Source organism: Streptomyces sp. NPDC008092, from assembly GCF_042957285.1.
GTDB lineage: Bacteria > Actinomycetota > Actinomycetes > Streptomycetales > Streptomycetaceae > Streptomyces.
The window spans coordinates 245856-268708 of sequence record NZ_JBIBHY010000002.1; the positions used below are offsets into that span (position 1 = coordinate 245856).

Sequence of the window (22853 nt, forward strand, 5' to 3'; positions counted from 1 at the left end):
AACCTTCGCGTGAAATCCGGTACGGGCCAGGACCGTTGCCCGCCGCACGGGCCCGGCCCGCCGCCGGAGTCAGGGCAGGAGCCGCTCGATGCAGTTCGGCCCCTCGCGCTCCATCTTCTTCCTGGCCCATTCCAGCGTGGCCGGGGTGACGTCCCGGCCGGACGCCATCACCAGGTCTTCGGGCGCCACCCCGGTGCCGGGGGCGCTGTGCAGCAGGGAGTCCGGGGTGGCGCGGTCGTCGGACGGCCGGGACGCTTCGGGTTCTGGGGTCGACATGGTCCCTCCTTCACGGAGCGGGGTGCACACTCTCACGATTGCCTGCCCGGCCGCACCCCGCATCCCGGGAAGGGGGCAGCCCCTTTAGGCTGTGTCCCTTTTAAGCTGTATCGTGACCGTACATCCGTTCCGGGGAGGCCGTCACGATGGCCGAGCAGGCGTTCTACCAGAATGCGCCCGGGAGCCCCCGCTACCTGCCGATCGCCGAACACGGACTGATCGGCGATCTGCGCAGCGTGGCCCTGGTCGGCAGCAACGGCACGATCGACTGGTACTGCAGCCCGTCCTTCGACGCCCCCAGCGTCTTCGCCGCGGTGCTGGACGCCGAGCGCGGCGGTTTCTTCGCGCTGGCCGCCGCCGTACCGGCCCGGACCAAGCAGTTCTACTTCCCCGACACGAACGTGCTGATCACCCGGTTCTTCACGGACGAGGGGGTCGGCGAGGTCCAGGACTTCATGCCGGTGACGGGGGAGTCGGAGGAGTGCGCGCGGCACCGGCTGATCCGCCGGGTGCTGTGCGTGCGCGGCACCGTGCCCTTCCGGGTCCGGGTGGCCCCCCGTTTCAACTACGGCGCCGACCCGCACACCCTGCGCATGCTCGGTGACACCGCGCTGTTCGAGTCCCCGGCCAAGTCCCTGCTGCTCACCTCCACGGTGGCCCTGGAGAGCGACGGGCCTGACGCCTGCGCCGACTTCAAGCTCTCCGAGGGCGAGTCCGCCGTCTTCGCCCTCGACCAGGCCGGCGAGGACATCGCCCCGCGCGGCTGCGCCCGGGCCGAGGCGGAACAGCAGTTCGAAACCACGGTCTGCTACTGGCGGCGCTGGCTCCACCAGTCCCGCTACCGCGGCCGCTGGCGCGAGATGGTGCACCGCTCGGCGCTCACCCTGAAGCTGCTCACCTACGCCCCCACCGGCGCCATCGTCGCCGCGCCCACCACCAGCCTCCCCGAGCAGTTCGGCGGCGAACGCAACTGGGACTACCGCTACGTCTGGATCCGCGACGCCGCCTTCGCCGTCTACGCCCTGCTGCGGCTCGGCTTCAGCAGCGAGGCCGCGGCCTTCATGAAGTTCGTGACCACCTACATCAGCCCCGGCGACGGCTTCGCCTCCGGCCCGCTGCAGATCATGTACGGCATCGACGGCCGCTCCGAACTGCCCGAACGCGAGCTTCTCCACCTGGAGGGCCACCTCGGCTCGGCCCCGGTCCGGGTCGGCAACGACGCGGCCGGCCAGCTCCAGCTGGACATCTACGGTGCCCTCATCGACTCGATCTACCTGTACGACAAGTGGGCCGAGCCCATTTCCAGCGACCAGTGGGACGACGTCACCCGCCTCGTGGGGTGGGTCTGCGACCACTGGGACCAGCCCGACGAGGGCATCTGGGAGACCCGCGGCGGCCGCAAGAACTTCCTCTACTCGCGTCTGATGTGCTGGGTCGCCATCGAGCGCGCGATCCGCCTCGCCAACCGGCGCGGCCTCCCCGCCGACCTGCCCCGCTGGCGGCAGTGCCGCGACACCATCTACCGGCGGATCATGGACCGCGGCTGGTCCGAGCGGCGCGGCGCCTTCGTCCAGCACGAGGGCGGCGACGTCCTGGACGCCTCGCTGCTGATGATGCCCCTGGCCAAGTTCATCGCCCCGACCGACCCCAAGTGGCTGTCCACCCTGGACGCCCTCACCGAGGACCTGGTCTCCGACTCCCTCGTCTACCGCTACGACCCGCAGGCCAGCCCCGACGGACTCCGCGGCGACGAGGGCACCTTCTCCATCTGCTCCTTCTGGTACGTGGAGGCCCTGGTGCGGGCCGGACGCGTCGACGAGGCCCGGCTCGCCTTCGAGAAGATGCTCACCTACGCCAACCATCTCGGCCTGTACGCCGAGGAAATCGGCCGCACCGGCGAGCAACAGGGCAACTTCCCGCAGGCCTTCACCCATCTCGCCCTCATCAGCGCCGCGTTCAACCTCGACCGGGCGCTCGGCTGAGGGTCACGGCAGCGGCTGCTCCGCCCAGATGACCTTCCCGGCGGGCGTGTAGCGGGTGCCCCAGCGCTCGGCCATCTGCGCGACCAGGAAGAGGCCCCGGCCGCCCTCGTCGGTGCTCGCCGCGTACCGCAGGTGCGGGGAGGTGGTGCTGCCGTCGGAGACCTCGCAGATCAGCGTCCGGTCGTGAAGCAGCCGTACCCCGATCGGGGCCCGGCCGTGCCGGATGGCGTTGGTGACCAGCTCGCTGAGGATCAGCTCGGTGGTGAACGACAGCTCGTCCAGGCCCCAGTCCGCCAGCTGCCGGGTCACCCTGGCCCGCACCTCGGAGACAGCGGCGGGATCCGCCGGCACCTGCCATGCGGCGATCCGGTCCGCGCCGAGCGCCCGGGTCCGGGCGACGATCAGCGCCACGTCGTCGCTGGGGCGGGCCGGCAGCCGCTCCAGGACGGCCGCGCAGGTCTCCTCGGGAGTGCCGCCGGCCGCCGACTCCAGGGCGCCGGCGAGCAGTTCGAGCCCCTCGTCGATGTCCCGCTGCCGGTCCTCCACCAGCCCGTCGGTGTACAGGACCAGGCTGCTGCCCGCGGGCAGCTCCAGCTCGGCCGTCTCGAAGGGCAGCCCGCCCAGGCCCAGCGGCGGACCGGCCGGCACGTCCGCGAACTCCACACTGCCGTCCGGGCCGACCAGCGCCGGCGGCGGATGACCGGCCCGGGCCACCGTGCACCGCCGGGACACCGGGTCGTAGATCGCGTACAGGCAGGTCGCGCCGGTGATCGTGGCCGTGGTGTCCGCATCGTCCGCGGGGGTCTCGTCCTGGTCGATGCGGCCCACCAACTCGTCCAGCAGACCCAGCAGTTCGTCGGGCGGCAGGTCCAGCGCCGTGAAGTTGTGCACGGCGGTGCGCAGCCGCCCCATGGTCGCCGCCGCGTGCAGCCCGTGCCCCACCACGTCCCCGACCACCAGCGCCACCCGGGCCCCGGACAGCGGCAGCACGTCGAACCAGTCGCCGCCCACCCCCGACTGGGCCGGCAGATAGCGGTAGGCGATGTCCAGGGCGCTCTGCGCCGGCAGGCTGCGCGGCAGCAGACTGCGCTGCAGGGTCACCGCCATGCTGTGCTCGCGCGTGTAGCGGCGGGCGTTGTCGATGGAGACGGCGGCGCGGGCCACCAGCTCCTCCGCGAGGGTCAGCTCCTCGGTGTCGAACGGCGCCGCCTTCTCCGCGCGGCAGAAGTTGGCCAGGCCCAGCACCATGTTCCCGGCCCGCAGCGGCACCGTGATCAGCGAGTGGATGCCGAACTCCAGGATCCGGCCGGTCAGCTCCACGTCCTGGGCCCGCCAGCCGGGCGAGTCCCGCAGTCGCGGCTCGACGACGGACTCGCCGGTCTCCAGACTGCGGCCCTGCGGCGAGGACGGCACGAACTGGAACCGCTCGCCGACCGGGTACAGCGGGGCGTCCTTGCGGATGCCGGTGCACGCCACCCGGCGCAGCGCGTTCCCGGGTTTGGGCTCCTCGCCCTTGAGCACCGCCTCGTACAGGTCGACGGAGACGTAGTCCGCGAACCGCGGCACGGCCAGCTCCGCCAGCTCCTCCGCGGTACGGGTGACGTCCAGGCTGGTGCCGATGCCCACCCCGGCGTCGTACAGCATGTTCAGGCGCTCGCGGGCCACCTCGGCGCGGCCGGAGAGGGCGCGCAGCTCGGTGGAGTCGCGCAGGGTGATGACGCTGCCGGGCGGGCCGCCGCGCACCTGGATGGGGCGCTGGTTGACGGCCAGCAGCCGGTCCTTGACCAGGTACACCTCGTCGGTGGCGACCCGCCCGGAGGCGATCAGCGTCGCCGTCTCCGGGTCCAGGCCGAGGTCCGGGACCCGGCGGCGCTCGGCGTCCGGGGGCAGGTCCAGCAGGCGCTGTGCCTCGTCGTTGGCGAGCATCAGGCGGCCGTCGCCGCCGACGATCAGGACACCCTCCCGCACGGAGTGCAGCACCGCGTCGTGGTGCTCGTACATCCGGGTCATCTCGTCCGGGCCGAGGCCGTGCGTCTGGCGCAGCAGCCGCCTGCTGACCAGCGCGGTGCCCGCCGTCGCCAGGGCCAGCGCCGCGGCCGCCGCGGTCAGCAGCAGCGGCAGCTGCTGGTCGGCGGTGCCGCCCACGTGCGCGGTGGTGATGCCGGCCGACACCAGGCCCACCACCCTGCCGCTCGCGTCCCGGACCGGGACCACGGCCTGCACCAGCTCCCCGATGGTGCCGTGGACCTCCTCGGTGACCGTCCCGCCGGCCAGCGCGGGCCCGATGTTCCCGACGAACTTCTTGCCGATGCGGTCCGGCTTGGGGTGCGTGTACCGGATCCCGTCGGTGTCCATGACGACGATGAAGTCCACGCCCGTCGCCTTGCGGGCCGCCTCCGCCCGCGGCTGGAGCACCGCCGTCGGGTCGGGCAGCCGCAGCGCCGCCGCCGTGCCGGGAGCGTCGGCGAAGGTCTGGGCGACGGCCAGGGACCGGTTGCGGGCCTCCATGCTGCTGTCGTGCCGCACCTGGAGCACCAGCGCCAGCACGGCCGACACGATCAGCAGCAGCACGATCGCCACCTGCAGCACGAAGACCTGCCCGGCCACACTGCGCCCGCTCAGCGCCGACCGCAGCCGCCCGGACCGGACACTGCCCGGCCCGCTCGGCTCCCGCGGGACGAGCGGCGTGTGCGGAGCCCCGGAACGGGACGGCCGAGTGTCGGACCGGCCGGGCTGACGGACCATGAGCCCATGTCTACACTGCCGGGCCCCGCGAGGCGAGAGCGTCCCCCGAGGTAACCGGGTCGATACCCCGTTGTGTCCCGATCACCCCGGGGCCGCGGGCCCCGGACGGCGGGTGGCGAGCAGCAGTGCGACGTCGTCCGGGCGGTCGGTGGCGTGCCGGGCCATGGCGGTGAGCCGGTCGGCCACCGCGGTGAGGGTACGGGCGCCGAGCCGCCCCGGCACCGCCCCGGCCTCGGCCAGGGCCGCCCCCAGCGCCGCGATGCCGTCGTCGATGTCGGCACCCGGCCGCTCCACGAGACCGTCCGTGTACAGGGCGAGGATCGCGTCCGGCACCAGCTCCAGCTCGGTCACCGGATACCGGGCCCGCGGGTCCACCCCCAGCACGACACCGCCGGGGATCTCCAGGACGCGGGTGCGGCCGTCCGGAGCCCGCAGCAGGGGCGGCGGATGACCCGCCCGGGCGATCCGGGCGCGCCCGGTGGCGGGGTCCAGACGCAGGTAGCAGCAGCTCGCGAACTGGCCCGGGTCGAGGTCGATGAGCAGCCGGTTGGTGCCGCTCAGCACCTCGTCGGGCGGCCGGTCGGTGAGCGCGAACGCCCGGACCGCGCTGCGCAGTTGCCCCATGGTGGCGGCCGCCTGCACGCCGTGCCCCTGGACGTCGCCGATGACCAGCGCGAGGCCGTCGCCCGCCCCGACGACGTCGTACCAGTCGCCGCCCACGTCCATGCCCTGGGTGCCCGGCAGATACCGGCCCGCGGTCTCCACCTGCGGGTGCGCCGAGAGCCGGCGGGGCAGCAGCGCCTGCTGGAGGCCACGGGCGAGGGCGGCCTCGCTGTCGTAGCGCCGGGCCCGCTCCATCGCGTGCGCGATCAGCCCCGCGAGCGCCATGAGGACCGTCCGCTCCTCGGTGCTGAAGTTGCGCTCGACCTCGAAGCCGAGGATGCAGGTGCCGACCGGCCGCCCGGAGGCGATCAGCGGCAGGAAGGCGCGGGCGCCCACGTCGGCGTCCAGGGCGAGGCCCGGGTAGGTGTCCGCCAGCCGCCGCATCGACTCGAAGAACAGCGGCCTGCCGGTGGTCAGGGCCTCCACACCGGGGATGTGGGCGTCCAGACCGACGCCGTCGAACGGGGCGAGGAAGCCCGGCGGGAAGCCGGTCTCCCAGGCCAGGTAGAAGTGCCGGTCCTGCAGCAGGTAGATGGCCAGCCGGCGGCCGCCGAACGCGGGGAGCAGCTCCTGCATCACCACCGCGGACACCTGCCGGGCGGTCACCGCGTCGGTCAGTGCGATCGCCAGGGCGATCGGCCGGTACAGCGGGGTCATCGGCGGCCCGGGGCCACCGGGCCGCCCGGGCTCGGCCGCCGCGCCCGGCTCGGCCGCCGGCGGCAGGTGCACGGACGCGTCGATCCGGTTGGCCGGCACCACCGTGCAGGTGACCAGGTCCGGGCCCGGATGCACGGACAGGGCGAAGAAGTCGTCGTCCGCGGAGTCCGCGCGCCGGACCTGGAAGTGCACGGGGCCGCGGGCGAGCAGCGCACCGCGCCAGTGGTCGTCGTACGGCGGCCCGCTCAGCCACGGCATCACCTCCCACAGGGGGCGGCCGAGCAGTTCGGAGCGCGGCCGGCCGGCCAGCCGCACGGCCGCCGGGTTGGCGTAGCGGACGGCGCCGGAGCGGTCCAGGCAGAAGACGCCCTCGGGGAGCAGATCGGCCGCGCCGTCGGTGGCCGGGGCCGGGCCCGGGTCGACGACGATCCCGGAGACCAGGGACGGGTCGGGGGCGCCGGGCGGCGGCCACAGCTCCAGCAGCAGCGGGGTGCCGTCCGCCGCCCGTACCCGCAGCGGGGCGTGCGGCGGCTTGCCGGCCGCGGTCTCGTGCAGGGCGGTGAGCACGTCGTCGGCGTCGTCGGGCGTCACGGCCACGGCCAGCTCGGCGCCGGTACCGGGGAAGTCCTGCGGCGCCCTGCCGAGCAGGGCGTGCAGCCGGTCGTCCGCGTGCACCGCCGAGGTGGCCGGATCCCAGGTGAAACGGCCCACCCGGGCCGGCCCGGGCCGGGGCGCGGGCGGCCGGACGCACACCGGCTCGCCCTCCCACGCGACCGCCGCGTCGCCCTCCTCGGCCACCAGCTCGCGCAGCCCGGTCCCCAGCCGGTCTGCCAGCCGGCACAGCCGGTCCAGGTCGGGCAGCTCGTCCACGGTGTCCGCGGTACCGGGAAGCAGCACGGTGAGCACCCCGAACGAGGGCTCCGCGCCGGGCACGGGCGTGTACACCGACCCGAACTGGAAGGGCAGGCCCGCCGCGAACTGCGGATAGCGGCGCACCATCTCGGTGGCGTTGGGCAGCACCACCCGCACGCCGAGCCGGTAGGCGTCCGCGACCGGGAAGGGCCGGTCCACGTGCAGCCGCCACCAGGGCCTGAACAGCGGGCCGGGGAGCCCCACCAGGGTGGCGAGCCGCAGCAGCCCGGGGGTGCCGGAGCGCAGGTACACCCCGGCGACGTGGGCACCGGCCGCGCCCAGGGCGCCGGTCGAGGCGTCGACCAGCAGCGCGGTCAGCCGCTCACGCGCCCGGCCCACGTGCTCGTCGCTCCCAGTCATCGGGTCCTACCTCGTCCGCGCACCGCCGGGTGGGTGACACAGCAAGAATGCGTCACGACGGCCCGGATACGCACCCCCGCGCCGCGGACCGGGCCGCTCAGCCCGTGCCGACCGGCCGCAGCACCAGGTGACCGTCCTCCCGGGCGGCCGCCATGGCGAACGGGAAGACGTCCGTCTCCAGGCACATCGGCACGTCCTCGGGGTGGACGCCCGTCCAGCCGAGCCGCAGGCCCTCGGCGAGCCGCGCCGCCCCGCCGGAGTTCCGGGCCCGCTCCACGAACGGGCCGGGGGCGACGGAGCCGTCGGTCACCAGCCCGGCGATGTACTCGGCGCAGGCCAGGTCCTCGTCGGCCCGCCCGCCGTCCCCGGTGACCACGAAGGTGACCGCCGCGGGCCGCTCGCGCCGCAGTACGGCGGCGGTGGCCCCGGCGACCACGAAGCTCGCGCACAGCAGCAGCCAGGCCCCGGCGACGGCGAGCGCCCCGGTCGTCCCGGCGGTGGTCTTCTGCACGACCGTGCGGCCCGCGACGTCCAGCGAACGCAGCTCGGCCGGCGAGTTGGCCAGGTCGAAACCGGGGACCACCGGGCCGTCCTGGAAAGCCAGCCAGCCGGGGTGACGGGCCTTCAGCTCCAGCGCCTCGTCGAGGGTCTCGGCGAACACGATCCGCTCGGCGCCCTGCCGGAACGCCCGGGCCGCCACGGTGAACGCGCGCATCACGTCGACGACCACGGCGACTTCGGGCGTCGAGGACAGGGAGGACAGACCGGGGACACCGGTGAAGGTGGCATGCACGCCCCCATCATGCCCGGCCGGTCAGAGCTCCGGTTCCTCCGCCGCCGGCAGGGCCGCGCGCATCGAGCGCAGGGCCAGGAGCAGAACGCCGATGTCGTCCAGGTAGATCGGGTCCGGCAGCAGGTCGGTGGGGAGCACCAGATACAGGACGGCGCCCCAGAACACCCAGCGCGAGCCGGTCGGCAGCCCGGCCCGGCGCAGGGTGCGCCGGGTGCGGACCAGCCGCACGAGCACGGCGACGGCGCCCGCCAGCAGGGCCGCGGCGACGATCGCGCAGATCACGAGCACGGTCGTGGTGGTGTCCATGGCTGTCCTGTCGTCCCGCCCCGATCCGGCCCGGGGTCTCTCACTGGTCCGTCTTCCCGGTTTCGTCCCCGGGCATGGCCGCGGTTTCGGCCGCGGGCTCGGCGGATTCCCTCGGGGCCCGCAGTCCCTTGAAGGCGCGGGTCAACTGCTGGAAGGGGGAGGCGGGCTGGGGCGCCGGCGCGGCCGGGGCCGGGGTGTCGCGGAGGGCGGCGAGCGCCTCGCCGGCCCGCTCGGCGGCCTCCCGGTACAGGTCGCGGGACCTGGTCATGGCCTCCAGCGCCTCGGCGTACTGCGCGACGCGCCCCCGTTCCCGTGCCAGCTCCTCCTCCAGCGTCATCAGGGTCCAGTTGTCCCGCAGATCGGCCAGCGCCTCCTCGGCGCCCTGCGGGGCCGGCTTCGGCAGCGCGGCGAACCGGCGCACGGCGGCGATCAGCTCGGTGGGCTCCGAGCCGTCCAGGAAGACGCTGCGCACCGCGTACTCCTGCGCGTCGTAGTCCGACGGCGCCGGGTCCGGCGGCAGCAGCACGGCGCCGCCGCGCGGGACCTCGGCACCGAGGTCGCGCAGCGCCCAGTTGACGGCACGGAACTGCTGGGGCGCGGCCCGGTGCTCCACGACGCGGTGCGCGAGACCGGGCGGCAGCTGCCGCACCAGCGGCAGCCGGCCGAGCGCGTCGGGGGTCATCGCCTCGTGCACGACGAGGTTGACGCACCAGGCGTCCTTCGCCGCGTCCCGCAGCACCCGGCGCATGTCCTTGTCGTCGGCGGGCAGCGGGTTGACCGTGCGGAGCCTGACGCCCGCCACGGCCGGGTGGTAGTCCCAGGCGGCCTCGCCGCCGTCACCGGCCTCCTCGCCGTCGGGCCAGAACATCCCCGCCGGGGAGGGCCAGGCCTCGTCCCAGGGCCGGTCGGCCTCGGCGACGAGCTGCCACTCCCGCCCCGCCTGCCGGCCCTGCAGGTCGACGGCGAGGGTCAGCCGGGCGCGTACCGTCACGGTGCCGTCGTCGACGCGCCAGCGGGCTTCGAGGACGCGCCGGGCGGGGTCCTCGGGCACGGGGGGTTCCGCGAAGTCGTCGAGGGCGCCGGTCTCCCGGCGGCTGCGCAGGATCCTGCGGATCACCTCCTCGGAGTCCGGACCCGTGTGACGGCCGCGGGCGGCCCAGACGGTCGGCGGAAGGACGGCACGGTCGGTGGCGGAGTTCGACATGGGCCAATCTGCTGGTGGGAGAGGAGTGCGTCCTCCAGTATCACCGCCCGGGAGCGTGTCCCACAGGCGGGGGGCCGCCCGCGCACGGTGCGTGCGCCCCGCACCCGGGGCGCGAACCGAGTGCGCCAGACGACTCCGGTTCACCCGTGTCCTTGATCCGGGCCGCCCCGCACAATGGTGCGGCGAACGGGGCCCGCCCGCCCATCCGCTGAGGGGCGGGCCCCGTTCACCCCACCGGGAGGTGTGCGGAAGGGGCCGACGGCACTCCGCCCGCGCCTCCCGGACGCCTCACGCCTCGGTGGCTCAGGCGCCGCTCTCGCGGAGCATGTCCTCGCGCTCGACGAGCTTGACGCGCTCGCGGCCCTGCGGCTCGCCCAGCGCCTTCTCGGCGGCGTCCAGCCTGTACCAGCCCTCCCAGGTGGTGAAGCGGACGTCGCGCTCGGCGAGGAAGGCCTCGACGGCCTCCGGCGCGGGCGCCTCGGGGGTCTGGAGGCGGCCGTTCGCGTAGTCGTCCAGGAGGTTCGACACCGTCTCGTTGGCGTCGCCCTTGGTGTGGCCGATGAGGCCGACCGGGCCGCGCCGGATCCAGCCCGTGACGTACGTCGACGTGAGGTGGCTGCCGCTCTCCTCGATGACGCGGCCGCCCTCGTCCGGGACGGTGCCCGACTCGATGTCCCAGGGCAGCTTGGGCAGCTTGTCGGAGAGGTAGCCGACCGCGCGGTAGACCGCGGTGACGTCCCAGTCCTTGAACTCGCCGGTGCCCTTGACGTTGCCGGTGCCGTCGAGGGCGGTGCGCTCGGTGCGCAGGCCGGTGACCCTGCCGTCCTCGCCGAGGATCTCGGTCGGCGACTCGAAGAAGTGCAGGAAGAGCTTGTGCGGGCGGTCGCCGACGTCGCGGATCGCCCAGTTCTCCAGGGTCTTGGCGACCATGTCGGCCTGCTTGTTGCCGCGCCTGGTCTCGATCGAGCCGTCGTCGTAGTCGATGTCCTCGGGATCGACGATGACCTCGATGTTGGGGGAGTGGTCCAGCTCCCGCAGCTCCATCGGGGAGAACTTCGCCTGCGCCGGGCCGCGGCGGCCGAAGACGTGCACTTCGAGGGCCTTGTTGGCCTTCAGGCCGTCGTGGACGTTCGGCGGGATCTCCGTCGGGAGCAGCTCGTCGGCGGTCTTGGCGAGGATGCGGGCCACGTCCAGGGCCACGTTGCCGACGCCCAGGACCGCGACCTTCTCCGCCTGAAGCGGCCAGGTGCGCGGCACGTCCGGGTGGCCGTCGTACCAGGAGACGAAGTCGGCGGCGCCGTAGGAGCCGTCCAGCTCGATCCCGGGTATCCGCAGTTCGCGGTCGGCGGTCGCGCCGGTGGAGAAGATCACCGCGTCGTAGAAGGAGCGCAGGTCGTCGAGGCTGATGTCGGTGGGGTAGTCCACGTTGCCGAAGAGGCGGATCTGCGGCTTGTCGAGCACCTGGTGCAGGGCCGTGATGATGCCCTTGATGCGCGGGTGGTCGGGGGCGACGCCGTACCGGATCAGGCCGAACGGGGCGGGCATCCGCTCGAAGATGTCGATGGACACGCCGGGCTCGGCGGCCACCCCGGACTTGAGCAGGGCGTCGGCGGCGTAGATCCCGGCGGGGCCGGCTCCGACGATGGCTACCCGCAGGGGGCGCGGCATGATCAGGTTCCCTTCGAGTGAGGACAAGCGATCTCGAACGGGAAGCCTAAACTAAGGCAGTCCTAAGTTAGTACACGGGTCCGCTCTATGACCTCATAAGCCGATCTTATGACGTGTATCGGGTCCGGCTTATGGCTTCCGGGGCGTCCCGGCGGTCTCCCGGTGCTTGGCGGGTGCCCGGCGCATGCACCAACCTGTCCTCTGCGGCGCACCGAGGCGCGGTGGCCGGAGGGCGAGGGGTGAGAGCGTGGACGCACGCGGGAGGACGACCGTCGCGGTGACCGGCGGCAGCGGATTCGTCGGCAGCCATCTGGTACGGCGGCTGCTGGAGCGCGGGTACCGGGTCCGTGCGACCGTCCGCCGCGTCTCCGACCAGGCAAAGGCACGACCGCTGTGGGAGCTCCAGGAGGCCTTCCCCGGGCAACTCGCCCTCTTCGAGGCCGACCTGCTCCGGGACGGGTCCTTCGACGAGGCCTTCCGCGGCTGCGCCGCCGTCTTCCACGTGGCCTCGCCGTTCCTGATGCCGGAACGGATCAAGGACGGCCAACGGGAGCTGGTGGACCCGGCGTTGCTGGGCACCCGCAACGTGCTCGGCAGCGTGGAGCGCACGCCGGAGGTGGCGACCCTGGTCCTCACCTCCACCGTGGGCGCGATCTTCGGCGACTACGCCGACGTCCGCGCAATGGCCGGCGAGGTGCTGACGGAGAAGTACTTCAACACCACCAGCACGGTGGCGAACAACCCGTACCACTACGCCAAGACGGTCGCCGAGCGCGCCGCCTGGGACGCCGAGGCCGCGCAGGACCGCTGGCGCCTGGTCTCGATCAACCCCGGCCTCGTCCTGGGCCCCTCCCTCACGCCCGCCTCCGAGTCCGGCAGCCTCTTCCTGCTCGACGAACTGTTCAAGGGCTACTTCTGCTACGGCGCCCCGGACTTCAGCTTCACCACCGCGGACGTCCGCGACGTGGCCGACGCGCACATCGCGGCCGCGGAGAACCCGGCGGCGAGCGGCCGTTACATCGTGGCCAACGAGACGATGACGTCCTTCCACGAGATGTCCCGGATCATCCGCACCCGCCACCCCTGGGACCCGCGCCTGCCGCGCACCGCGCTCCCGCACGGGCCGGTACGGGTCCTGGGCCCGCTCTTCGGCCTGACCCAGGACTACATACGCAACCACCTCGGCATCCGCTTCCGGGTCGACAACGGCCGCAGCGTGCACGAACTGGGCCTTGCCTACCGGCCCGTCGAGGAGACCCTCCTCGACCACCACGAGAGCTGGCGCACCCGGCGGCGGAAGGTCTGAGCCCGACGGCCAGGCAGCCGGGGCAGAGGGCCGGGAGCACAGGGCCGGGGGGTCAGGCCGGGCGGATCACCCGGTGGATCGCCGACTCCCCGGCGTTGTAGATCGACTCCTCGCGGATGAGCGCCCCGGGGCTCGGCGCGTGCACCATCGCACCGCCGCCCGCGTAGATCCCGACGTGGCTGTCGTCGTCGAAGAAGAAGACCAGGTCTCCCGGCTCGACGGCGGCGAGCGTGATCGGGGTGCCGGCCAGGGTCTGCTCGGGCGCGGTCCGCGGCAGCGACACGCCGGCGGCGCGCCAGGCGGCCTGGGTCAGGCTGGGGGCGTCGTACGCCCCCGGCCCGGTCGCGCCCCAGACACACGGCCGGCCGATCTGCTCCCGCGCGAACGCCAGCGCCTTCATGGCCTTGCCGGGCTCGGCCCCGGCGCCGGGCTGGAGGAAGGCACCGGGGTCGGCGTAGGCGCCGGGGGCAGCCGCGGGCACCGGGGCGGCGGGGACCTGCGGGGGTGCGGTCGGCAGGGGCGTGGTGGGGAGCGGGGCGGTGACGACCGGGGCGGGCGCGGCGGTGGGCATCGCCATGGCGGGCGCGGCCGTCATCATCGCCTCGGGCGGCGCGGTCATGGCCGTCGGCATGGCAGCCGTCGGCATGGCGGCCATCGCCGGTGCGGGGGGTGCCGTCATGGGCGCTGCCACGGGTGCCGCCATCGGTGCCGCCATGGGCGTGGGCACCGGCGCGGGCATCGCGGCGGCGGGCGCCGCCATGTCCGTGGGCATGGCCATGGTGGCGGCGTAGGCGTAGCCGCCGTCGGCGGGCTGCATGCCTGCCGCGTAGGCGCCGTACATGTCGGCGGCCGGTGCCGGGGCGAAGGGCGCGGCCTGCGGCATCGCGGCCATCGGCGTCGCGGGCGGGACAGGGGCCGCCGCGGTGTACCCGCCGGTGGCGTAGGCGGTGTCGGCGACGGCCGGGGGGATGTCGGCGTAGGCGGCGGGCGCGTTCGGCGACATGATCCGGAAGCCGCCGACGTCCATCGGGCCGGGGACCGGGGCGGGAACGGCCGCGGGAACGGGAGCGGCGGGCGCCGCGGTCGGGAAGGCGCCGCTGTCCGAGGGGGCGGCGGTCGGGAAGGCGCCCGTGTGCGTCGGCGCCGCGGTCGGGAAGACGCTCGTGCTCGCCATGGGGTCCGTCGTCGGGAAGACGCTCGTGTTCGCCATGGGGTCCGCGGCCGGGAAGGCGCCCGCGTCGGCCGGGGCCGGCATCGGGAACGAGCCCGTGGCGCCCGGGGTCATGATGCGGAAGGAGCCGGAGTCCCCGAGAGACGGGGCCGGAGCCTGGGCGGCGCCGGTGTCCCTGGCGGCCGCGGTCTGGTAGTTCCCGCCGGCCGAGCTGCCCGGGGTCATGACGCGGAAGCCGCCCGAGTCCGCCGCGGCCCGGCTCGGGGAACTGTCGGTACCACCCGGGGTCATGATCCGGAAGGTACCGGTGTCCGACGGGGAGACGATCGGGATGCCGCCCGTCTCCGTCACCGCCGGGAGCGCGCGGGTGGCGGCGGGGGACCCGCTGCGGAAGGAGCCGCTGCCGGTGCGCTGGTTCGGTATCCCGAGGGCGGGGGCCTGCCACGGCTGCACCGGGGCCTGCGCCTCGGGCGTGGGCCAGGGGCTGGGCGCGGGCGGAGCGGCCTGGGCGGGCTGGACCGGGGCCGGGGCGAGGGCGGCGATCGCGCGCTGCCCGGTGCGCTGGGACAGCACCTCGCGCGCCTTGGCGAGCTTGAGCTGGTTCTTCGTCTTCGAGGTACCCGGCGTGGGCCGCTGCGGCCCGGCGGCGGGCAGCGCCCTGGGCGCACCCGAGGACCCGGCCGGCAGCGCCGCGGCGGGGCCCGCCGTCAGCTCCAGCTTCGGGCGCGCCGGCAGTTCCCGGACGACCTCGATCTCGCTCTGCGCGGACGGCCCCGCGGTCAGCTCCAGCCGGGCCGGGCCGGAGTCCTCCAGCTGGCCGAGCAGGTCGGCGGCCATGGCGCTGACGGGCCGCCGAGGGGCGGGCCGGTCGGGCTTCCGGTCGGAGGGCAGTGCGGCCGGAACACTCGGCCCCAGCTTCGAGCGCGCCCCCTCGAACCACTCCCGGGCGATGTTGTCGAGGCCCGGGTCGTCGCGACGGGGCCGTTTGAACAGCGGGACACCCCGTGAGCGCGAGCCCCCGCTCATCGCACGGGTGGCGTTGTAGTTCCCGGTGGCGTTCTCGGCCTGGTCGTAGAGGCTGTCGATCCGCTGTCGAACCTCGTCACGGCTCTCGGGCGCCATTGAGGGGTCGTGCTCCTTCCGTACTCTGCCTACCGGGTTAGCTGTCGGGTTCGGGCGGTCGAATCCGGAAGGCATGCCCTACGGCCATTGCCCTTGCGGACGGCGGCCGATTCACCCCAGTGATCGGTTGGGTCCCCGGCTCCGGATCCGCCCCTGAGGGGCACCGGACTCGGCGGAGGCCGCGCGGCCCGACGGGATTCGCCGGGGGGAGCCGAACGGCTTGCCCGTCAACTTAGCCAACTTGTGTCACTCGTGTGAAGGTTGAAGTGGCTAATGTCCGATACGTATTTGTGATGTTCGTCGTAGCGTTCGGAACTCGACCGTACGGGACGGCATTTCGCGCGCATCCATTGCATTCGCAGGGTCACCGGGGCGTCGCCGTCGGTCGCGTTGCCCCTGCTCCGGGACACCCGCTTTCTGTGAGGTCACCGTGAATTCCTGGGTCTGTTGAACACGGTGGCGCCGCGGGCCGTATAGGGCCGGGGATTTCCATGCCCGGCCGACCACGACACGCAGGGGAACGACCTTGAGACGCAACAGGCGCAGACGCCCGACCGGCGCACAGCGCGCGACCTTCGCAGCGGTCGCCCTGATGCTCGGCGGTGGAGGACTGGTCGCGGTGAACGTCTACGCCTCGGCCACCGAGAGCGGCGGGGACCAGGGCCAGGTCGCCACCGGCCAGGTGCTGTCCGCGCCCACCATCTACTGCCCCGACATCGGCAGCCGGCTGACGGCGGTGCCCGACGGGGCCCGGGCCGACGTCGACCGTGAACTTGCCCAGCTGGACCAGCAGATCGCGGCCGCCTACCAGCAACTCAAGGAATCCGCCGCCGAGATCGAGCAGGACCCCGGCTCCGCCGCCCAGACGATCATCGACCCGCTGAAGGAGAAGCGGACCGAGTCGATCCAGCGGATCGCCGACGCCATCGGCCGCGAGGGCGACCGCCCGCAGGGCCTCGACGACCTCGCCGCCTGCACCCTGCGCTCCTCCAGCCAGGGCGACGGGCAGTCGGCGGCTCCCCAGGGCAGTGCCACCCCGAGCCAGAGCGCCCAGGGCAGCGCCGCGCCGAGCCAGGGCACCGGCGCCGGCGGCCAGGGCGGCAACGGCCCGGTCGCCGCGGACTACGCGGACATCACCTCCGTGCAGCCCAACGTCACGACCCCGGCCGAGCAGCCCGGCGGCTCCACCGGCACCTTCTCCTCCAGCTGCGGCGTCAACGCCAACGGCCTGTTCAACTCAGACAACGTGATCGTCGCGCCCGGCGTCTCCAACGGCGCCCACCACTTCCACGACTACATCGGCAACCAGTCCAACAACGCCTTCGCCAGCGACCAGGACCTGGCGAACGCCCAGACCAGCTGTGCGGACCAGGGCGACAAGTCCACGTACTACTGGCCCGTGCTGCGGCTGCAGAACGGCAAGCAGGAGCGGGACGCCGACAAGCCGGGCGGCGGCACCGAGGGCAACGCCGGGCAGATCGTCACGGCGAAGGAGGTCACGCTGACCTTCGAGGGCAACCCCACCTCCAAGGTCACCGAGATGCCGCGGCTGCTGCGCATCATCACCGGCGACGCCAAGGCGTTCGTCAACGGCCCGGGCAACGCCAACGCCTCCTGGAGCTGCACCGGTTTCGAGGACCGGCAGCTCAAGGACAAGTACCCGCTCTGCCCGTCCGGCAGCGACGTGGTGCGCACGTTCAGGTTCCAGAGCTGCTGGGACGGCCGGAACATCGACAGCGCCAACCACCGCACCCACGTGGCGTTCGAGGCCCCCGACGGCACGTGCCCGGCCGGTTTCCAGGCCATCCCGCAGCTGGTGCAGCGCATCGTCTACGCCGTGGACGCGCCGAGCCTCCAGGACGGCGGCCGTACGGTCCCGCTGTTCGCGGTGGACTCGTTCCCGGAGCAGCTGCACAAGCCGGTCACCGACCACGGCGACTTCATCAACGTCTTCGACGAGAGCCTGATGCGGAAGATGGTCGACTGCATCAACTCCGGCCGCAAGTGCGGCGCGGGGGCCGACGAGCAGCCGCCGTCCCAGAGCGCGGAGCCGTCCGAGCCGAGCGACACCGCGAGCCCGGTGACGCCGCCCGCCCAGACGCAGAGCGCCGAGCCGACCGCCCCGGCGACCGACCAGCCGTCCTCCGAGCCCCCGGCCGGCACCCCGGCCACGGAGACCGCCACCGCCACGGAGACCGCCACGGCCCCCGCCACGGCCCCCGCCACGGCCCCCGGCTCGGGCTCCGGCTCGGGCTCCGGCTCGGGCGGCACCGAGCTGCCGAGGGTCTACGCGACTGCGTCGCCGAAGAAGACGTCGACCACGAAGTTGTCGGGCGGCGGTGTCATCAGCGAGCCGACACAGCGGCCTGACACCGAGGCACCGGCCGGTACCGCCGCCGCGTCGCCGACCGGCACCGCGGTCGCCGCACCGGCCGGTCAGGAGACCCCGCCGGCCACCGGTTCCGGGACGGTTCCCCAGACCGAACCCCAGGCCGTCCAGGGCGGACTCGCCGAGACCGGCGCCAACCTGTGGCCCGCCGCCTTCGGCGGCCTGCTGCTGGCCGCCGGGGCCGTGTTGCTCTGGCGCACCAGGCGGAACGCGGTCTGACCCCTTCTCACCTGCTGCGCAGCGAGTCCTGGGCGAGCTCGAACGCGGGGAGCATCTCGTCGTGCTCCGCGCTGTCGAGCCCGCCCAGGTGCAGGACGACCGGGCCCTTCGGGGTGACCACGGCGAGCGCGGACTCCTTCTTGGTCTCCGCCAGCAGCTTGCTGGTGTACCGGTAGTCGACCCGGACCCCCGAGAGCCCGCCCGCGGTGAAGGTCCGGTAGGCCGCCCCGCCGGTGTTGTCCTCGGCGGCCACGAACGCCTGCAGCACGGCGCGCGCGTCGCCGCTGCCGGGTCTGCCGGTCCACGCCCTCAGGTAGCCGATGTTCCCGGCGGGTTTGGCGTCGATCTCGCAGACCATGGTCACCGGGCCCTGGCGCAGCAGGCCGTCGACGACCTCCTCGGTGATGTCGGAGTCGGTGCCGGCCGAGGCGACGGCGGCGAGGCCGTCGACGGCCTCCGCCTTCCAGCCCTTGGCGATGTCGAACACCACCGGCAGTTCGCAGGCCGAACCGGCGGCGCCGACCGAGCCCCCGCGCTGCGCCGCCGCACCGGACGCGTGACCGGACTCGGTCACCTCGACGGCGCGCGGTGCGGCGCCGCATCCCGCGAGCAGCGCCAGGAACAGCCCGGTCAACGCCACTCTGCCCCCGTGGGTCCCCACTCTTTACCTCCCCTTGGTACGACACGCGGCGGTCACTGTAACCGAGGGCGCGGACACCGTCGTGCGCGAGAGGCGCGGGCGGCCCGGTTGACGGTACGTCACATTACTGAACCGTAACCTACTGGACGGTACCGCCGGTAACCCCCGCTCGTTACCGTCGAGGAGAGCCGCCATGTGTCCCGGCAGCCGCACCGGGACCACCGTCGCCCGACCTCGCTCGGGTCCCCACGCACCACCTCCCACGTCCCCGCACGTCCAGGAGGTCCTTCCCCATGCCCGTCCGCGTTCGCCTGCTGGCCACCGCCGTCGCCGCTGCCGCCTGCCTCTGTCTCCAGACCCTGCAGGCCACGGCCTCCCAGGCGGAGGTCTCCCGGGGCGTCACCATCCCCGCCTTCTACGACCCGCCGGCCGCTCTGCCCGCGGCCGACGGCGCCCTCGTGCGCACCGCACCCCTTCCGCTGGCCCTGAGCCTGCCGAGCCTGCCCGGCCCGCTGCCGGGCACCGCGACCCGGCTGATGTACAAGTCCACCGACTCGGCGGGCGACCCCGTCGCCGTCACCGGCGCCTACATCGAGCCCGCCGCCCCCTGGCTCGGCCCCGGCGCCCGCCCGCTGGTCGCACTCGCCCCGGGCACCATGGGGCAGGGCGACCAGTGCGCCGCGTCGATGGGCCTGCAGTACCCGCTGCTCCTCAACGGCCGGACGGTGTCCGTCGGGTACGAGGACCTGGCGGTCTACCGGCTGCTCGCCGAGGGGGTCGCGGTCGTCGTCACCGACTACGTGGGACTCGGCGCCACGGACCGGCTCCACACCTACGTCAACCGGCTCGACGGCGCCCATGCCGTCCTGGACGCCGTACGCGCCGCCCGCAACCTGCCCGGCACCTCGGTCACCGCCGCCTCGCGGGTGGGCCTGTTCGGCTACAGCCAGGGCGGCGGCGCGACCGCCGCGGCCGCCGAGCTCCAGCCCTCCTACGCCCCGGACATCACCCTCGCCGGCAGCTACGCCGGGGCACCGCCCGCCGACCTCAACGCCGTCACCGCGGCCATCGACGGCAGTGAGCTGGCCGGCGCCCTCGGCTGGGCGGTCAACGGCTTCGTCCAGGCCGACCCGGCGCTCAGGCCGGTCGTCGACGCCCACCTCGGCGCGGCGGGCCGGGCCGCCCTCGCCGACCTGTCGACGATGTGCGTCGGCGACGCGCTCCTCGCCTACGGTTCCCAGCACAGCACCGCCTGGACGAACGACGGCAGCTCCATCTCCGAGGTCGTCGCCGGGGAGCCCGCCCTCCAGGCCTTCCTGGACGAGCAGCGCATCGGCAGGACCGCGCCGGCCGGCCCGGTCCGGCTGGCCACCGGCGTCAGCGACGACCTCGTCCCGCACGCGCAGGCACGGCAGCTCGCCGTCGACTGGTGCGGCAAGGGTGCGAACGTCACCTACGTGCCGGTCCTCCTGCCGGACGCGGGCAGCGCCCTGCTGAACCACCTCGAACCCCTGCTCACCGACCAGGGCGACGCCGTCGCCTGGCTCACCGCCCGGCTGTCCGGGGTACCGGCCGGCTCCAACTGCTGGAGCATGCCGGTACAGCCCTGAACACGCGGCCCTGAGGGCGCACGGTCCTGAGCGCCCACAGCCCCGGGCGCTCACAGCCCTGGCGCCGCCCGCCGCCGTTTGCCGTCGGCGGGCACCGCACGGCAGGGTGCCGTTGTGCCCACCTTGCTGATCGTCCACCACACCCCCTCACCGCACTGCCAGGCCATGTTCGAGGCCATGGTCTCCGGGGCGACCACCCCGGAGATCGAGGGCGTCCGGGTCGTACGCCGGGCAGCCCTGTCCGCCACCGCCGCCGACGTGCTCGCGGCCGACGGGTACCTGCTCGGCACCCCGGCCAACCTCGGCTACCTCTCCGGCGCCCTGAAGCATTTCTTCGACCAGATCTACTACCCGTGCCTGGACGAGACGCGCGGCCGCCCCTTCGGCGCCTACGTGCACGGCGGCAACGACGTCACGGGCGCCCTGCGCGCCCTCGACTCCATCACCACCGGCCTCGGCTGGCGCCGCGCGGCCGAACCGGTCACGGTGACCGGCGAGCCCGGCAGGCCCGACATCGAGGCGTGCTGGGAACTGGGCGCCACCGTCGCCGCCGGCCTCGCCACCGACGCCTGACCGGTCCGCGGGCGCCGGTCACCCGGACGGACGAAGGTGCGGGCACCGGATCCAGGGCACACGATGGGACCAGGCCATGTCGTCGATCCCAGGGAGCGCCGGATGGCAGCGCAGCGCCGTGCCTGCGGGCCGCCCGCGGAGGAGATGCTGCGGGAGTGCGCCCGTGACGTGGTGGCCGTCGCCGAGGGCATCCGCGAGGTCTCCGCACGGACCAGCTCCGTCCTGTTCGCCCCGGCGCTGACCGGTTCCGCGCGCCGCCGCCCGCGCACCGGCCTGGCCGCCCGCTGGGCGCTGCTGCGGACGCTCACCAACAGGCAGGGCCTCGGCGGCGCGGCGATCGTCGCGCCGGACGGCGTCGGCCATCTGCTCGGCGCGGCGGGCGAGGTGCTGGGCCGGGAGAGCCTGGCCGCGCTGGTGGCGGTCACCGCGCTGCGGCTGAGGATCGCCGCCGTACTCCTCGACCACCCCGAGTTCGGGCGCGACCCGGGCATGCGGCGGCTGACGGACGCGGTCACCGCCGACCACGACCCGGAGGCGGCCGTCCGCGCCCTGCGGTCCCTCCTCAAGGACCCGGGCGCCCAGCGCTCGCTCGCCGCGCTCGCCCCCGTCCTGGCCGAACTCCTCACCGTCCGGGGCCTGCTGGACGAGGACCCGCTGAGCGACGAGACCGCCTGGGCACTGGCGGTGGGCCGGGAGCTGACCGCCGGCCCGGTGAGCGGCCTCGCCGCCGCCCGGCTCCCCGCCACCGGCGGCGAGGGCGCCGCCCAGGCCGTCGAACTGTCCGCCCAGGAGGCCCGGTCCCTCGTCACCGAGGGCTCCTTCCTCGGCTTCCTGCGCAACATCGACGCGCTCGCCGGGGACGCCCGCGTCCTCGTCCAGGAGGTACGCGGCCCCGACGGCGTTCTCCGGTACGTCGTCCAGGCACCCGGCACGGCCCCCGGCCGCCCCCGCGACGACTCCCCGCAGGACTTCGCCGGCGCCTGGCGCAACCTGTTCCTGACCGACTCGCCGTACGCCCGCTCGATCCTGCTGGCGATCCGGGACCACGGCATCCCGCGCGGGTCCGACCTCGCGCTGGTCGGGCACGGCGAGGGCGGGATCGCGCTGCTGAACCTCGCGCAGGACGACGAGTTCTGCCGCGCCTACCGGGTCACCCACGTGGTGGCCGTCGGCGCACAGACCGACGACCGCAGGCCCGCCGACCCGCGCACCTGGGTCGCCGGCATCACCAACCGGTACGACATCGTCCCGGTCCCGGACGGCCCCGGCGCCCCGCACCCCAACCGGTACCGGGTCGACTACACCGGCCCCACCCGCGAGTTCCCGCGCTGCCATCTGCTCGGCGTGTACATCGACGACCTGGAGACGGTGGTCCCGCAGGCCCGGGCCGACGTCGACCGGGCCCTCGCCCCCTACCGGGGCCCGGTCGAACGCGCCCGTGCCTACCGGCTCAGGGACCGCGGCCGCCCGCCCGAGGGCTACCCGTTCCTGGCCGTCCCCACCACCAGCCTCGCCACCTCGGCGGGCCCGGTCGACGTGCCGGTCCGCTACTACGACTCCTCCGCCGCGCACCTGTGCTTCCCGGTCGACGCCGACGTGGCCCGCAGCCTGCTGCCCGACGTCGCCTGGCTGGTCCCCACCCGGCTCGGCCGCCGCGCCCTCGCCGTGCTCTCCCTCTACGAGCACCGCTGCACCACCATCGGCCCCTACACCGAGCTCGGCCTGTCGGTGCTGGTCGACGACCTGTGGCGGCCGCACGCGTACGACCTCGCCGCGGACCTGCTGCGCCGTGCCGACCTGCGGCGCACCGGACGCTACGTGGTCGCGCTCGCCGTCGGCACCCAGGAGGCGCGGGCGGTGGCCGAGGAGCTGTGGGCCCAGCCGGCCGTGCGCGGCGCCGCCGACGTCGAGCTGCAGGGGCGGGAACTGCGCGTACACGCACCCGAGCTGGGTGTCTCGGTGGAGGGCCGCCCGGGGCCCGGGGCCCGCTGCCCCGAGGCGGACTGGGTGTTCTACGGGCGCCGGGGCGAGAGCACCGTGCGCACCCTGGTCCGTGCCCACGGCAGGCCGCGCGTCCATGCCCGTCCCCGGCTGCGGCTGCGGCTCGACGGCGCCCACGGGCCGCTCGCCCGGCACCTCCAGATCCTCGAACTCGACGCCGTGCGGCCCGGGTTCGTCCTGACCAGCCCCAGGTTCGTGGCCCGCAGAAGCGCCGGCGCGGTGCTGCCGCGCTAGGCATCCCTCCGAGTGCAGGTGA

15 protein-coding genes and 1 riboswitch are annotated in these 22853 nt (G+C 74.3%); of the genes, 6 read left to right on the forward strand and 9 right to left on the reverse strand.

The genetic code is table 11. The features are described from left to right. Window positions 1-69: 69 nt before the first annotated feature. On the reverse strand, window positions 70-276 hold the full coding sequence (locus ACFZB3_RS06030) for a hypothetical protein (protein ID WP_362600381.1): 207 nt from the start codon (window positions 274-276) through the stop codon (window positions 70-72). 146 nt (window positions 277-422) lie between these two features. On the opposite strand from ACFZB3_RS06030, the gene ACFZB3_RS06035 reads away from it, so the two are divergent. Next, window positions 423-2258 carry a glycoside hydrolase family 15 protein gene (locus ACFZB3_RS06035; RefSeq protein WP_391370394.1) on the forward strand — a complete coding sequence of 612 codons (1836 nt, stop codon included), beginning with the start codon at window positions 423-425 and terminating at the stop codon, window positions 2256-2258. A gap of 3 nt (window positions 2259-2261) precedes the next feature. Here the strand turns inward: ACFZB3_RS06035 and ACFZB3_RS06040 are convergent, their stop codons facing one another. The 6 genes from ACFZB3_RS06040 to ACFZB3_RS06065 form a co-directional block, all read right to left on the reverse strand. After that, window positions 2262-5003, reverse strand: coding sequence for a SpoIIE family protein phosphatase (locus ACFZB3_RS06040; RefSeq protein ID WP_391370397.1), 2742 nt, complete (start codon window positions 5001-5003; stop codon window positions 2262-2264). Window positions 5004-5084: 81 nt separating this feature from the next. Continuing rightward, complete coding sequence (locus tag ACFZB3_RS06045; protein WP_391370400.1) at window positions 5085-7595, reverse strand: SpoIIE family protein phosphatase; 2511 nt, start codon at window positions 7593-7595, stop codon at window positions 5085-5087. A 97-nt stretch (window positions 7596-7692) separates the two neighbouring features. Further along, window positions 7693-8388 carry a 2-phosphosulfolactate phosphatase gene (locus ACFZB3_RS06050; protein ID WP_391370403.1) on the reverse strand — a complete coding sequence of 232 codons (696 nt, stop codon included), beginning with the start codon at window positions 8386-8388 and terminating at the stop codon, window positions 7693-7695. A gap of 21 nt (window positions 8389-8409) precedes the next feature. Then, the gene (locus tag ACFZB3_RS06055; protein WP_351962548.1) at window positions 8410-8694 is read right to left on the reverse strand and encodes a YkvA family protein; all 285 of its coding nucleotides are present in this window, start codon (window positions 8692-8694) and stop codon (window positions 8410-8412) included. A gap of 40 nt (window positions 8695-8734) precedes the next feature. After that, window positions 8735-9898, reverse strand: coding sequence for a hypothetical protein (locus ACFZB3_RS06060; RefSeq protein WP_391370405.1), 1164 nt, complete (start codon window positions 9896-9898; stop codon window positions 8735-8737). A gap of 303 nt (window positions 9899-10201) precedes the next feature. Then, complete coding sequence (locus tag ACFZB3_RS06065; RefSeq protein WP_391370408.1) at window positions 10202-11566, reverse strand: FAD-dependent oxidoreductase; 1365 nt, start codon at window positions 11564-11566, stop codon at window positions 10202-10204. 247 nt (window positions 11567-11813) lie between these two features. Here ACFZB3_RS06065 and ACFZB3_RS06070 point away from each other — a divergent pair, with 247 nt between their 5' ends. After that, window positions 11814-12872 carry an NAD-dependent epimerase/dehydratase family protein gene (locus ACFZB3_RS06070; RefSeq protein WP_391370411.1) on the forward strand — a complete coding sequence of 353 codons (1059 nt, stop codon included), beginning with the start codon at window positions 11814-11816 and terminating at the stop codon, window positions 12870-12872. A 52-nt stretch (window positions 12873-12924) separates the two neighbouring features. On the opposite strand, the gene ACFZB3_RS06075 is transcribed toward ACFZB3_RS06070, so the two are convergent. Further along, window positions 12925-15165: an NlpC/P60 family protein gene (locus ACFZB3_RS06075; protein WP_391370414.1), complete on the reverse strand. Its 2241-nt coding sequence runs from the start codon at window positions 15163-15165 to the stop codon at window positions 12925-12927. 10 nt (window positions 15166-15175) lie between these two features. After that, window positions 15176-15328, reverse strand: a riboswitch (cyclic di-AMP (ydaO/yuaA leader). 429 nt (window positions 15329-15757) lie between these two features. Between ACFZB3_RS06075 and ACFZB3_RS06080 the strand changes: the two genes are divergently transcribed. Continuing rightward, window positions 15758-17773 (forward strand): DUF1996 domain-containing protein, encoded by a 2016-nt coding sequence (locus tag ACFZB3_RS06080; RefSeq protein WP_391372043.1) that lies wholly within the window; start codon window positions 15758-15760, stop codon window positions 17771-17773. Window positions 17774-17780: 7 nt separating this feature from the next. On the opposite strand, the gene ACFZB3_RS06085 is transcribed toward ACFZB3_RS06080, so the two are convergent. Further along, entirely contained in the window at window positions 17781-18434 is a 654-nt protein-coding gene (locus ACFZB3_RS06085) for a lipoprotein (protein WP_391370418.1), read from the reverse strand. Window positions 18435-18706: 272 nt separating this feature from the next. On the opposite strand from ACFZB3_RS06085, the gene ACFZB3_RS06090 reads away from it, so the two are divergent. The 3 genes from ACFZB3_RS06090 to ACFZB3_RS06100 all read left to right on the forward strand — a co-directional run bounded on the left by ACFZB3_RS06090 (window position 18707) and on the right by ACFZB3_RS06100 (window position 22831). Then, window positions 18707-20023, forward strand: a complete 1317-nt coding sequence (locus ACFZB3_RS06090) for a lipase family protein (RefSeq protein ID WP_391370421.1) — start codon at window positions 18707-18709, stop codon at window positions 20021-20023. A 114-nt stretch (window positions 20024-20137) separates the two neighbouring features. Continuing rightward, on the forward strand, window positions 20138-20596 hold the full coding sequence (locus ACFZB3_RS06095) for an NAD(P)H-dependent oxidoreductase (RefSeq protein WP_391370424.1): 459 nt from the start codon (window positions 20138-20140) through the stop codon (window positions 20594-20596). Window positions 20597-20698: 102 nt separating this feature from the next. Further along, window positions 20699-22831, forward strand: coding sequence for a hypothetical protein (locus ACFZB3_RS06100; protein ID WP_391370427.1), 2133 nt, complete (start codon window positions 20699-20701; stop codon window positions 22829-22831). Window positions 22832-22853 lie beyond the last annotated feature (22 nt).

What these genes read in the sequence shown, in the direction of transcription:
- ACFZB3_RS06100 (WP_391370427.1), top strand. Translation starts at nt 20,699, where the DNA reads ATGGCAGCGCAGCGCCGTGCCTGCGGGCCGCCCGCGGAGGAGATGCTG.
- ACFZB3_RS06040 (WP_391370397.1), bottom strand. Translation starts at nt 5,003, where the DNA reads ATGGTCCGTCAGCCCGGCCGGTCCGACACTCGGCCGTCCCGTTCCGGG.
- ACFZB3_RS06080 (WP_391372043.1), top strand. Translation starts at nt 15,758, where the DNA reads ATGCTCGGCGGTGGAGGACTGGTCGCGGTGAACGTCTACGCCTCGGCC.
- ACFZB3_RS06060 (WP_391370405.1), bottom strand. Translation starts at nt 9,898, where the DNA reads ATGTCGAACTCCGCCACCGACCGTGCCGTCCTTCCGCCGACCGTCTGG.
- ACFZB3_RS06065 (WP_391370408.1), bottom strand. Translation starts at nt 11,566, where the DNA reads ATGCCGCGCCCCCTGCGGGTAGCCATCGTCGGAGCCGGCCCCGCCGGG.
- ACFZB3_RS06030 (WP_362600381.1), bottom strand. Translation starts at nt 276, where the DNA reads ATGTCGACCCCAGAACCCGAAGCGTCCCGGCCGTCCGACGACCGCGCC.
- ACFZB3_RS06055 (WP_351962548.1), bottom strand. Translation starts at nt 8,694, where the DNA reads ATGGACACCACCACGACCGTGCTCGTGATCTGCGCGATCGTCGCCGCG.
- ACFZB3_RS06045 (WP_391370400.1), bottom strand. Translation starts at nt 7,595, where the DNA reads ATGACTGGGAGCGACGAGCACGTGGGCCGGGCGCGTGAGCGGCTGACC.
- ACFZB3_RS06035 (WP_391370394.1), top strand. Translation starts at nt 423, where the DNA reads ATGGCCGAGCAGGCGTTCTACCAGAATGCGCCCGGGAGCCCCCGCTAC.
- ACFZB3_RS06090 (WP_391370421.1), top strand. Translation starts at nt 18,707, where the DNA reads ATGCCCGTCCGCGTTCGCCTGCTGGCCACCGCCGTCGCCGCTGCCGCC.
- ACFZB3_RS06075 (WP_391370414.1), bottom strand. Translation starts at nt 15,165, where the DNA reads ATGGCGCCCGAGAGCCGTGACGAGGTTCGACAGCGGATCGACAGCCTC.